At 59.8% G+C, this 11,459-nt stretch carries 11 protein-coding genes; 3 read left to right on the forward strand and 8 right to left on the reverse strand.

Features of this window, described 5'->3' with window-relative positions; translation table 11 throughout:
• Positions 1–80: 80 nt before the first annotated feature.
• Both KGA82_RS25695 and KGA82_RS25700 read right to left on the reverse strand, forming a co-directional pair.
• Complete coding sequence (locus tag KGA82_RS25695; protein ID WP_008038768.1) at positions 81–767, reverse strand: SDR family oxidoreductase; 687 nt, start codon at positions 765–767, stop codon at positions 81–83.
• Between the two features lie 25 nt (positions 768–792).
• A complete protein-coding gene (locus KGA82_RS25700) occupies positions 793–1,143 on the reverse strand; it encodes a MerR family transcriptional regulator (RefSeq protein WP_008038769.1) in 351 nt (116 codons plus the stop codon).
• An 82-nt stretch (positions 1,144–1,225) separates the two neighbouring features.
• Here KGA82_RS25700 and KGA82_RS25705 point away from each other — a divergent pair, with 82 nt between their 5' ends.
• Positions 1,226–1,666 carry a hypothetical protein gene (locus KGA82_RS25705; RefSeq protein WP_223453048.1) on the forward strand — a complete coding sequence of 147 codons (441 nt, stop codon included), beginning with the start codon at positions 1,226–1,228 and terminating at the stop codon, positions 1,664–1,666.
• Positions 1,667–1,706: 40 nt separating this feature from the next.
• Here the strand turns inward: KGA82_RS25705 and KGA82_RS25710 are convergent, their stop codons facing one another.
• From KGA82_RS25710 to KGA82_RS25735, 6 genes are all read right to left on the reverse strand, one after another.
• Positions 1,707–2,633 carry an ABC transporter permease gene (locus tag KGA82_RS25710; RefSeq protein ID WP_192227002.1) on the reverse strand — a complete coding sequence of 309 codons (927 nt, stop codon included), beginning with the start codon at positions 2,631–2,633 and terminating at the stop codon, positions 1,707–1,709.
• Entirely contained in the window at positions 2,633–3,739 is a 1,107-nt protein-coding gene (locus KGA82_RS25715; RefSeq protein WP_223453050.1) for an ABC transporter permease, read from the reverse strand. Before KGA82_RS25715 ends, KGA82_RS25710 begins: the two co-directional genes overlap by 1 nt.
• Positions 3,740–3,750: 11 nt before the next feature.
• Positions 3,751–5,316, reverse strand: a complete 1,566-nt coding sequence (locus tag KGA82_RS25720) for an ABC transporter ATP-binding protein (RefSeq protein ID WP_223453053.1) — start codon at positions 5,314–5,316, stop codon at positions 3,751–3,753.
• Between the two features lie 530 nt (positions 5,317–5,846).
• Positions 5,847–6,428: an IMPACT family protein gene (locus KGA82_RS25725; protein WP_192420876.1), complete on the reverse strand. Its 582-nt coding sequence runs from the start codon at positions 6,426–6,428 to the stop codon at positions 5,847–5,849.
• 7 nt (positions 6,429–6,435) lie between these two features.
• On the reverse strand, positions 6,436–7,086 hold the full coding sequence (locus KGA82_RS25730; protein WP_008031358.1) for a TetR/AcrR family transcriptional regulator: 651 nt from the start codon (positions 7,084–7,086) through the stop codon (positions 6,436–6,438).
• Between the two features lie 209 nt (positions 7,087–7,295).
• Entirely contained in the window at positions 7,296–8,216 is a 921-nt protein-coding gene (locus KGA82_RS25735; protein ID WP_008031360.1) for a LysR family transcriptional regulator, read from the reverse strand.
• A gap of 124 nt (positions 8,217–8,340) precedes the next feature.
• Between KGA82_RS25735 and KGA82_RS25740 the strand changes: the two genes are divergently transcribed.
• The gene (locus KGA82_RS25740; protein ID WP_192227006.1) at positions 8,341–9,690 is read left to right on the forward strand and encodes an aspartate aminotransferase family protein; all 1,350 of its coding nucleotides are present in this window, start codon (positions 8,341–8,343) and stop codon (positions 9,688–9,690) included.
• Between the two features lie 64 nt (positions 9,691–9,754).
• Positions 9,755–11,248, forward strand: coding sequence for a CoA-acylating methylmalonate-semialdehyde dehydrogenase (locus KGA82_RS25745; protein ID WP_008031364.1), 1,494 nt, complete (start codon positions 9,755–9,757; stop codon positions 11,246–11,248).
• The last annotated feature ends 211 nt before the right edge of the window (positions 11,249–11,459 follow it).

Here is an 11,459-nt window from a genome sequence, read left to right on the forward strand (position 1 = left end):
GGCGATAGCATCGCCTCGGTATCACTGAAAGACCGAGGCGCCTGCATCGCCAGCAAGCCGGCTCCTACAGAAATGATGTCTTACCAGGGAATGTTTTCACCCCTGTAGTTCACGAAGTGGTGCCCACCCTTGCCGGTGTAAGCATTCACCTGATCCACCAACCCGCGCACACTGGTTTCCACGTCGATGTCAGCGCCTTCACCGCCCATGTCGGTTTTCACCCAGCCCGGATGCAGCGACAGCACCGTCAGTTTCTGATCGCCCAATTGCGTCACAAAGCTGTTGGTCATCGAGTTCAATGCAGCCTTGCTCGCCTTGTACAACGCAAGTTCCGGCGCGTCCGGCATGGTCACGCTGCCGAGCACCGAACTCATGAACGCCAGCACGCCGCTGTCCGGGCGAATCTGCCCGACAAAACGTTGTGCCAGGTTGATCGGCGCCACCGCATTGGTGAAGAACAACTGACCGACTTCAGCCAGCGTCGCACCGCCCGGCGTCTGCACGTCAGGGCCTTTTACCCCGGCATTCACGAACAACAGATCAAACACTTCGCCCTTGAGTTGCTGACTCAGGGCAATGACGGCCTGCTGATCATCCATGTCGAGTTTTTCGATCCGCACCTTGCCCAGCGCCTGCAAGGCGTCGGCGTTCTGCGGGTTGCGCACGGTGGCGGTGACTTGCCAGCCGTCGGCCAGCAGGGTTTTCACCAGACCGAGGCCCAGGCCCCGGGAGGCGCCGATGATGAGTGCGGTTTTTGCCGTGGACATGTGTGGCTTCCTTGATGAATGAGGATCACGGATTTAATGGACAACGCTGCCCGAGCCGTTGCTGCAACTCGTTGCGCAACGCGCCGAGTTCGTCCATTCGGGTTTCGATCAGTTTGAGTTTGTCTTGCAGCAATTGCGTGACGGCGCTGTCCGGATCGGGCGACCGCCACAACGCGGCGACGCTGTTGCCGATCTCGCCGAGGGTAAAGCCCAGCCGTTGAGCGGTCTTGATGTAGAGCACCAGTTGCACCATGTCATCCGGATATTCGCGATAACCGTTGGCGCTACGTTGCGCCGCGATCAATCCGCGCTGCTCGTAGAAGCGCAGCGTGTCGCGGCTGACGGCGCTGGCCTGGGCTAATTCACCGATGCGCATGTTGATGTCTCGAGAGGGCTTGACCCTGGAGCATACTCCAGGCTTTAGGCTTGTTGCTCCCTGAATTTATGGAGCAGTGCCGATGTGGACTTCAACGCAATATCGCCGCGTGGTGCGGGGCAGCGCCTGGTATGACTTGATCGTGACGGCGGCGTTTGTCACACCGTGGAGTTTTACTGCGTTGCATGGGTTGTTGGCGGGTTTGAGTCAGGCTTTGGATTTGCCCGGCGAACTGCCGGCGTTTGAGCCGATGCACATGTTGATGGCGAACCTGTTGGGCTCGATCGTGTGCGTGTGGTCGGTGCTGCGGATTCGTGATCCGCAGCAGGTTTATGGCCGGTATGACGCCGTTGGCAGATTCCTGTTCTCCACTTGGCAGCTCTATGCCTTGCTCCATGGCGCCAGTTCGCTGTTGGTGATTTTTCTGGTTTTTGAATTGGCGTGGGGCGTGGCTCAGGTGTTGCCAGTGCGGACGCCTTCGCGGGCAAGCCTCGCTCCTACAGGATTTGCGCCGAACCTGTAGGAGCGAGGCTTGCCCGCGAAGGGGCCGGAGCAGACAACCACTAATGCCCACCCTGCCAAGGCTGCCCCAACGACACCGGCGCATACAATCGTGTGCGCACGGCATCCCGCGACAGCAGCACCAACACCACAATCGTCGCGACATATGGCAGCATCGCCAGCAGACTCGACGGGATCGCCAGCCCCAACCCCTGCGCCACCAGGTGCAGGATGCTGGCGAGCCCGAACAGATACGCCCCCAGCAGCAATCGCCACACCCGCCAACTGGCAAACACCACCAGCGCCAGGGCAATCCAGCCGCGACCGGCGCTCATGTTCTCCGCCCACATCGGCGTGTAGGCCAGCGACAGATACGCCCCGGCCAACCCCGCCATCGCGCCGCCGAACAGCACCGCCAGCGTTCGTACGCCCAACACCGGCAAGCCCATCGCACAGGCCGCATCCGGGTTTTCGCCGACGGCCTGAATGATCAGCCCGACACGACTTTTCACAATCACCCACGCCACCAGCGCAAACAACGCGAACGACAGATACACCAGCAGATCCTGTGCAAACAGCATTCGCCCGATCAGCGGGATTTCGCTGAGTAAAGGGATCGCCACCGGCTCAAAACCCGCCAGCGGTTTACCGACCCACGCCGCACCGACAAAGGTCGACAGGCCCACACCAAAGATCGTCAGTGCCAGCCCGGTGGCCACCTGATTGGCGTTGAACACCAGCGCCACCAACGCAAACAGCGACGACAGCAACATCCCGGCGAGCATCGCCAGCAACACGCCAAGCCACAGGTTGCCGCTGTTCAGCGCGACGATAAAACCGATCACCGCGCCAAACAGCATCATGCCTTCCTGGCCGAGGTTGAGGACGCCGCTTTTCTCACAAATCAATTCACCCAGCGCCACCAACAGCAACGGCGTGCCGCAGCGCACCATGGCGTAGAAAATATTGCTCAACAGATCGATATCCATCACAGCGCTCCTGCTTGTACGACGGTGGCTGATGCGCGACGCGTCCAGCGCAAATGCAAACGCGGTCGGTAGAGAATCAGCACGTCACTGGCCAGCAGAAAAAACAGCATCATGCCCTGGAACAATTGCGTGATCGCTTGCGGCAGATTCATGCTCATCTGCGCGTTCTCGCCACCGATGTACAGCAATGCCATCAACAGGCTGGAAAACAGAATGCCGACCGGATTGAGCCGCCCGAGAAATGCCACGGTGATCGCGGCGTAGCCATAGCCGGGCGAGACTTGCGGCACCAACTGACCAATCGGCCCGGTGACTTCACACACGCCGGCCAGCCCCGCCAATCCGCCGCTGACCAACAGCGCCAGCCAGATCAGCCGTTTCTCGCGAAACCCGACAAAACCCGCCGCACGCTTGTCCAGCCCGAGCACTTTGATCTGGAACCCGACAAAGCTTTTCTGCAGCAACACCCACACCGTCACCAACGCGAGCAGGGCAAAATAAACGCCGGCATGCACCCGACCGTCCTCCATCAACAACGGCAAACGGCTGGCATCGCCAAACATCGCCGACTCCGGAAAGTTGAACCCGGCCGGATCCTTCAGTGGCCCGTGTACGCAGAACAACAACAGGTTCAGGGCGATGTAATTGAGCATGATGCTGGTGAGGATTTCGTTGGCATTGAAGCGCGTGCGCAGCCACGCCGTCAGCCCGGCCCACGCCGCGCCGGCCAGCGTGCCGACGAGCAGGATCATCACCAATGCCCAGCGACTTTGCAGACCGATAATGTTCACCGCCAACGCACTGCCGGCCAGCGCGCCGAGCAGCAACTGGCCTTCGGCGCCAATGTTCCAGATCCGTGCCTGATACGCCACGGCCAGACCCAAGGCGCAGAGCAGAATCGGCAGCGCCTTGACCAACAATTCGGAGACGCCATACAAGTCGCTGACCGGGGCGATCAGCAAGGTGTGCAAGGTCAGCAACGGGTCATGGCCCAACGCGATAAACAGCAGCGAGCCGCAGGCCAATGTCAGGGCCGCCGCCAATAACGGCGAGCACCACAGCATCAGGCGCGATTGCTGGCCACGGGGTTCGAGGGAAAGCAGCATGTGAAACTCCGTTAAACCGTTGCGGGCGCAAGTGATTGAGGGGCGTCGAACTGGCCGGCCATCCAGCCGCCGACGTCGATCAGGCGGGTGTCGACGGTCGCCCTGAGCGGCGACAACCGTCCGCTGCACAAGGCGCCGAGGCGGTCGCTGATCTGGAACAGTTCATCGAGGTCTTCGGAGATCACCAGGATCGCTGCGCCGGCATCGCGCAAGGCAATCAGCGCGCGGTGAATGGTCGCGGCGGCGCCGACGTCCACGCCCCAGGTCGGGTGCGCGGCCACCAGCAGTTTCGGTTGCTGAAGAATCTCCCGGCCGAGGATGAATTTCTGCAAGTTGCCACCGGACAGACTGCGTGCCGGCGTTTGCGCATCGGGTGTCTTGACGCCGAAGCGGCGGATGATTTCTTCGGCCAGCGCTTTGACCTTGGTCCGCCGAATCAGCCCGTTGCGCAGCAGGCCTTGTTGAAAGGCGCTGAGCAGGGCGTTGTCGGCCAGGCTCAACTCCGGCACCGCGCCGTGACCCAACCGTTCGGCGGGGACGAAGGCCAAGCCAAGTTTTCGACGGGCATCCGGCGGTAAATGAGCCACCGCGTGCCCGTCAAAACGCAGGGTTGCACCGTCATTGCGGTGCAGGCGTTGTTCGCCACTGAGCAGCGCCAGCAGCTCATCCTGACCATTGCCTGCCACTCCGGCGATGCCGACGATTTCGCCACGGCGTACGTGCAGGTCGATGTCCTTCAGCGAGCAGCCAAACGGATCGGGGTTGTGCCACGACAATGCGCTCACGTTCAAAAATGCATCACCGCCCACGACCTTCGGGTAATCGGTGATCAGATCGGCCGCTTCCCCGACCATCAACTTCGCCAGTTGCTGATCCGAGCACTGCGCCGGCACGCAATGCCCGGCCACACGACCGCCGCGCAGCACCGTGGCGCTGTGGCACAACGCACGCACTTCACCGAGCTTGTGGCTGATAAACAGAATGCTGCAGCCCTCGGCCGCGAGCCGGCGCAAGGTGACGAACAATTCGTCGGCCTCTTGCGGGGTCAGCACCGAGGTCGGTTCATCGAGAATCAGCAGACGGATGTCCTGCATCAGGCACCGAATGATTTCCACCCGCTGGCGTTCGCCAATCGACAGGCTGTGGACCAGTCGCTCCGGTTCCAATGCCATGCCGTAGCGCCGGGACACTTCGCGAATTTTTGGCTCAAGTTGTTTTGGTGTACCGGCGGCCGCGCCCATCGCCAGCGCAATGTTTTGCGCCACGCTGAGGGTTTCGAACAACGAGAAGTGCTGGAACACCATGCCTATTCCCAAACCGCGAGCCTGAGCCGGGTTGCGCATGGTCACGTGCTGGCCTTGCCAGATCACTTCGCCGGAATCAGCGTGGGTGACGCCGTAGATGATTTTCATCAGCGTACTTTTGCCCGCACCGTTTTCGCCGAGCAGCGCATGGATTTCGCCGGGCGCAATACTCAGGTCGATGGCATCGTTGGCCAGGCAACCCGGGTAGCGTTTGCTGATTCTGCGCAGTTGCAGGCGAGGCGTTTGGTCGGGGATCGGCACGGGGTTGGGCATAACAGGCTCGGGTCGATGGAGTTGTGCCTGTGGATAAAGCAATTTCCTGGCCATTGAGTCAGGAAAATTGAAAATGCTTGCCGGCCAAGGCATCGGGCGCGCCGCTTCGCCACATTTCGATCCCGACGCAGCACCACATAAGGGCGAAGCAGTAGATCAGGCTCCGGTTTTGCGCAGGCCGATTTGGTCAAAAAACGAGCAACCCTTTGCAAGCCATGCCGGATATGGGGTCGCGCCAGCCATGAACGGGTTATCCACAGATTGCTCCACAGTATTTGTGCGCAAGCGCAAAGCTCGGGCATAAGCACTGAGCGGCTTTCTTCTAAAGGCGATAAACCACGCTAACTGATTGTTTTTACGTGGATTTAGTCTTTTTGAAGGCGTATTGAACAAAAAGTGAGCAATGCCCGCAAAGCCGCATGACAGAAGGGTTACAGCGGTATGTGCTCAGGTTATCCACAGCCGGGTGCACAGTAGATGTGGGCAAATACACGGGATCGATGGAAGGGCGTTGAGCGTTGTTGGTGCGCTCAGCGCTGCAACAGAATGCGCCCGCGACTCAAATCGGCCAGTTGCGTTTGCAGGGTGTCGATCTGCGCTTCGCCCATCGCCAATTTCAGCTCCACACCGTTGGCCGTGAACGTTTCCTCCACGACCAGCCCGCCAAGTTCTGCCACCCGCAGTTTCACCAGCGTCAGTTCGCCAAACCCGCAGGCGCAACTCAGCGGTACGCGGCTGATCAGCTCAACTTTCGGTGCCGCTTGCAGGCACTTGTTCGCGCCGCCGCCATACGCTCGGGCGAGGCCGCCGGTGCCGAGTTGAATGCCGCCATACCAGCGGATCACCAGCACCGCGACCTGGTCGCAATCCTGTGCATCGATGGCCGCCAGAATCGGACGCCCGGCGGTGCCGCCAGGCTCTCCGTCATCGGTGCTGCGGTATTGGGCGCCGAGTTTCCACGCCCAGCAATTGTGCGTGGCGTTCAGATCGCTGTGTTGCTCGATGAACGCCTGGGCTTCAGCAGGGCTGCTGATCGGTGCGGCGAAGGTGATGAAGCGGCTTTTGCGAATCTCTTCGCGGTATTCGCAAAAGTCGCTGAGGGTAAAAGGCATAAGAGTCTTAAATGGCTGGAGTCAGGCCGCAGCCTTTGAGAATGATGCGGATCAGGTTGTCGCCGGCGTCTTCCATGTCTTGCTTGGTCAGCTTGGTGCGGCCGCTGACCCGGCAAATCTGCGTGGCAAAGTCGGCGTAATGCTGAGTGCTGCCCCACAACAGAAAGATCAGGTTGACCGGGTCGACCGGGTCCATTTTGCCAGCGTCGATCCACGCTTGAAACACCGCCGCCCGGCCCTGGAACCAGGCGCGGTAATCCTGGTTGAAATATTCGGTCAGGCACTCACCGCCGCTGATCACTTCCATGGCGAAGACTCGCGAGGCTTGGGGCTGGCGGCGGGAGAATTCCATCTTGGCGCGAATGTAGCGCGTCAGCGCTTCGGCCGGATCATCCTCGGCGGTGAGGGTGTTGAAGGTGCTGTCCCACAACTGAAGGATGTTGCTCAACACCGCCACATACAACCCCAGCTTATTGGTGAAGTAGTAATGCAGGTTCGCCTTGGGCAACCCGGCATTCAGGGCGATGGTGTTCATGCTCGTGCCTTTGAACCCGTGACGGGCGAACTCGTCTTCGGCGGCTTTGATGATGGTCTCTTCGTTCTTCTGACGAATGCGGCTGGCAGGTTTGCCGCCGTGAGCGGGGACTTCAAAGGTCATAGGCACTTCCGAACAGGTGGGTGGGTGCAACCAATGCGTTGATAGCGCAACCACAGGCTCCAGACAAGTCCCGACACGATAAAACCTGACCACCACAAATCCCTGTAGGAGCGAAGCTTGCTCGCGAAGGCGTCTTTACATTCAACATTGATGTTGATTGAGCCGACGCCTTCGCGAGCAAGCTTCGCTCCTACAGGTTTCCACCTTATTCAGCGTGTTGCGGCCAGGCTTTCCAAAAAGCTTTCCAACACCAAATGCGGGCGACGTCCCTTGCGTGTCACCGACGCAAGGCTCAAGTCATAAAACCGTGCTGTCGGTTTCAGCGCGCGCAAGCGCCCTTGCTGCACCCAGAGGCTGGCGTAGTGATCCGGCAGGTAACCGATGTAGCGCCCGGTGAGAATCAGAAACGCCATGCCTTCGCGGTCTGACGCACTGGCGGTGCAATTGAGTGCCTGGTAATGCGCCTGAATCTCGGCCGGCAAGCGGAAGGTCGGGGCGATGGCGTCCTGACTGTTGAGGCGCTCATCGTCCAGTTGTTTGTCGTCGACATAAAACAACGGATGACCAACCGCGCAATACAGCAGCGAACGTTCACTGTAGAGCGGCTGATATTCCAGCCCCGACAGGGCGCTTGCCTGCGGCACCACGCCGACATGCAAGCGGCCGTCGAGCACGCCTTGCTCGACTTCATTGGGCGCGATCATGCGGATCTGAATCTGTACGTCCGGCCCGCGTTCCTTCAATTGCGCCAACGCATGAGTGATGCGCATGTGGGGCAGGGTGACCAGGTTGTCGGTGAGGCCGATGGTCAATTCGCCGCGCAGGTGTTGGTGCAGACCGTTGACCTCGGTGCGGAAACTTTCCAGCGCACTCAATAGCTGCAATGCCGATTGATACACCTCGCGACCTTCTTCGGTCAGGGAAAACCCGGCGCGACCTCGTTGGCACAGGCGCAGGCCGAGGCGCTGTTCCAGGTCGCTCATCTGCTGGCTGATCGCCGAGCGGCCGATCCCGAGCACTGACTCCGCCGCCGAGAAACCGCCGCACTCCACCACGCTGCGAAAAATCCGCAGCAAGCGGATATCAAAGTCGCTGACTTGTGCCAGCGGATCGGGGCGTCGAGTGCTCATAGTTTAGCGCTGGCCTGACTGAACGTTAGAAAAGTTGGATTTCACCGACTTTATCCCCGTGGCAATTTAGCTGCAAGAACGCTTTTCATCTCCACGCCGCTTATTGCCTTGCGAGGTTTTGCCCATGAACTTGCCTGAAAACGCCCCGAACTCCCTGGCCAGCCAGCTCAAGCTCGATGCTCACTGGATGCCCTACACCGCCAACCGAAATTTCCAGCGCGATCCGCGACTGATCGTGGCGGCTGAAGGCAGTTGGCTGACGGACGACAAGGGTCGCAAGGTCTACGATTCGCTGTCCGGTCTGTGGACCTGCGGCGCCGGGCACACCCGCAAGGAAATCCAGGAAGCGGTTGCCAAGCAGTTGGGCACGCTCGATTACTCGCCGGGCTTCCAGTACGGTCATCCGCTGTCGTTCCAACTGGCGGAGAAAATCACCGACCTGACGCCGGGTAATCTGAATCACGTGTTCTTCACCGACTCGGGTTCCGAGTGCGCTGACACTGCGGTGAAGATGGTCCGCGCTTACTGGCGTCTGAAAGGCCAGGCGACCAAAACCAAAATGATCGGTCGTGCCCGTGGTTACCACGGTGTGAACATCGCCGGCACCAGCCTGGGCGGCGTCAACGGCAACCGCAAAATCTTCGGTCAGGCGATGATGGACGTCGATCACCTGCCGCACACCCTGCTGGCGAGCAATGCTTACTCGCGCGGCATGCCAAAAGAGGGTGGTATCGCTCTGGCCGATGAGTTGCTCAAACTGATCGAGCTGCATGACGCTTCGAACATCGCCGCCGTATTCGTCGAGCCAATGGCCGGTTCCGCTGGCGTGCTGGTTCCGCCTGAAGGCTACCTCAAGCGTCTGCGCGAGATCTGCGATCAGCACAACATTCTGCTGGTGTTCGACGAAGTGATCACCGGCTTCGGCCGTACCGGTTCGATGTTCGGCGCTGACAGCTTCGGCGTGACCCCGGACCTGATGTGCATAGCCAAGCAAGTCACCAACGGTGCGATCCCGATGGGCGCAGTGATTGCCAGCTCCGAGATCTACCAGACCTTCATGAACCAGGCGACGCCTGAGTACGCGGTGGAATTCCCGCACGGTTACACCTATTCCGCGCACCCGGTGGCTTGCGCCGCTGGTCTTGCCGCACTCGACCTGCTGCAGAAGGAAAACCTGGTGCAGAGCGTGGCCGACGTTGCACCGCATTTCGAAAATGCACTGCACGGCCTTAAGGGCTCGAAAAACATCATCGACATTCGTAACTACGGCCTGGCCGGTGCTATCCAGATCGCGCCGCGTGACGGCGATGCCATCGTGCGTCCGTTCGAAGCGGGCATGGCGCTGTGGAAAGCCGGGTTCTACGTGCGCTTCGGCGGCGACACCCTGCAGTTCGGCCCAACCTTCAACAGCAAGCCGCAAGACCTTGATCGTCTGTTCGACGCGGTCGGCGAAGTGCTGAACAAAATCGACTGATTTCCCCTTCTATATAGAGGCGCCCGTTGACGGGCGCCTGTGGACAACTTTTCTGGAGCCCCGCATGAGCCTTATCCCGCATTTGATCAACGGCGAACTGGTGACCGAAGACGGTCGCACGGCCGACGTGTTCAACCCGTCTACTGGCCAGGCGATTCACAAACTGCCATTGGCCAGCCGCGAAACCATCCAGAAAGCCATCGACTCGGCCAAGGCTGCGTTCCCGGCCTGGCGCAATACTCCGCCGGCCAAACGTGCGCAGGTAATGTTCCGCTTCAAGCAACTGCTGGAACAGAACGAAGCACGTATCGCCCAACTGATCAGCGAAGAACACGGCAAGACGCTGGAAGATGCTGCCGGTGAATTGAAGCGCGGTATCGAGAACGTCGAGTTCGCGTGCGCGGCGCCGGAAATCCTCAAGGGTGAATACAGCCGTAACGTCGGCCCGAACATTGATGCCTGGTCGGACTTCCAGCCATTGGGCGTGGTCGCCGGTATTACTCCGTTCAACTTCCCGGCGATGGTGCCGCTGTGGATGTATCCGCTGGCGATCGTCTGCGGCAACTGCTTCATCCTCAAACCTTCCGAGCGTGATCCAAGCTCGACGCTGTTGATCGCTCAGTTGTTGCTGGAAGCCGGTCTGCCGAAAGGCGTGTTGAGCGTGGTGCATGGTGACAAGGCTGCAGTGGACGCGCTGATCGAAGCGCCGGAAGTCAAAGCGTTGAGCTTTGTCGGTTCGACGCCGATTGCCGAATACATCTATGCCGAAGGCACCAAGCGCGGCAAACGCGTTCAGGCACTGGGCGGCGCGAAGAACCACGCGGTGCTGATGCCGGATGCAGATCTGGATAACGCCGTCAGCGCTCTGATGGGCGCGGCGTACGGGTCCTGCGGCGAGCGTTGCATGGCGATTTCGGTAGCCGTGTGTGTTGGCGACCAGGTGGCCGATGCGTTGGTGGCCAAGCTGACTCCGCAGATCAAGGCATTGAAGATTGGCGCAGGTACCACTTGTGGTCTGGACATGGGGCCGTTGGTTACCGGTCAGGCTCGTGACAAAGTCAGTGGCTATGTAGAAGACGGCGTTGCCTCCGGTGCAACCCTGGTCGTGGATGGTCGTGGTCTGAGCGTCGCCGGTCATGAAGAAGGTTTCTTCCTGGGCGGTTGCTTGTTCGATAACGTCACGCCAGAGATGCGTATCTATAAAGAAGAGATCTTTGGGCCAGTGCTGTGCGTCGTCCGGGTGAACAGCCTGGAAGAGGCGATGCAACTGATCAACGATCACGAGTATGGCAACGGCACCTGCATCTTTACCCGTGATGGGGAAGCGGCGCGGTTGTTCTGCGATGAGATCGAAGTCGGCATGGTTGGCGTCAACGTGCCGTTGCCGGTGCCGGTGGCTTATCACAGCTTTGGCGGCTGGAAGCGTTCGCTGTTCGGCGATCTGCATGCGTATGGCCCGGATGGCGTGCGCTTCTACACTCGTCGCAAGGCCATTACTCAGCGCTGGCCACAGCGTGCGAGCCATGAAGCATCGCAATTCGCATTCCCTAGCTTGTAAGTAGAAGGGAAGAAGGCCGAGCCCCTTGGGGCTCGGCCTTCGTGTTTTCGGGCTTTTTTGACCCGTATGACAGAAATGTGAAAATAGGTGTTGACGGCAGATTCTGGAAGTCTATAATTCGCCCCACTTCCGGCGCAGTCGAAACGGAAAACTCCTTGGTAAACAAAGAGTTACGCAGTTTTCGACAGCGAGTTGCTTCAGGTCATCGAAG

This window comes from Pseudomonas sp. BF-RE-22 (assembly GCF_019956155.1).
Classification (GTDB): Bacteria; Pseudomonadota; Gammaproteobacteria; order Pseudomonadales; family Pseudomonadaceae; genus Aquipseudomonas; species Aquipseudomonas migulae.

Excerpts from the sequence above, each read along its gene's own strand:
- KGA82_RS25740 (WP_192227006.1), top strand. The coding sequence starts at position 8,341 with ATGAACTTGCCTGAAAACGCCCCGAACTCCCTGGCCAGCCAGCTCAAG.
- KGA82_RS25700 (WP_008038769.1), bottom strand. The coding sequence starts at position 1,143 with ATGCGCATCGGTGAATTAGCCCAGGCCAGCGCCGTCAGCCGCGACACG.
- KGA82_RS25730 (WP_008031358.1), bottom strand. The coding sequence starts at position 7,086 with ATGACCTTTGAAGTCCCCGCTCACGGCGGCAAACCTGCCAGCCGCATT.
- KGA82_RS25745 (WP_008031364.1), top strand. The coding sequence starts at position 9,755 with ATGAGCCTTATCCCGCATTTGATCAACGGCGAACTGGTGACCGAAGAC.
- KGA82_RS25710 (WP_192227002.1), bottom strand. The coding sequence starts at position 2,633 with ATGGATATCGATCTGTTGAGCAATATTTTCTACGCCATGGTGCGCTGC.
- KGA82_RS25695 (WP_008038768.1), bottom strand. The coding sequence starts at position 767 with ATGTCCACGGCAAAAACCGCACTCATCATCGGCGCCTCCCGGGGCCTG.
- KGA82_RS25705 (WP_223453048.1), top strand. The coding sequence starts at position 1,226 with ATGTGGACTTCAACGCAATATCGCCGCGTGGTGCGGGGCAGCGCCTGG.
- KGA82_RS25715 (WP_223453050.1), bottom strand. The coding sequence starts at position 3,739 with ATGCTGCTTTCCCTCGAACCCCGTGGCCAGCAATCGCGCCTGATGCTG.
- KGA82_RS25725 (WP_192420876.1), bottom strand. The coding sequence starts at position 6,428 with ATGCCTTTTACCCTCAGCGACTTTTGCGAATACCGCGAAGAGATTCGC.
- KGA82_RS25735 (WP_008031360.1), bottom strand. The coding sequence starts at position 8,216 with ATGAGCACTCGACGCCCCGATCCGCTGGCACAAGTCAGCGACTTTGAT.
- KGA82_RS25720 (WP_223453053.1), bottom strand. The coding sequence starts at position 5,316 with ATGCCCAACCCCGTGCCGATCCCCGACCAAACGCCTCGCCTGCAACTG.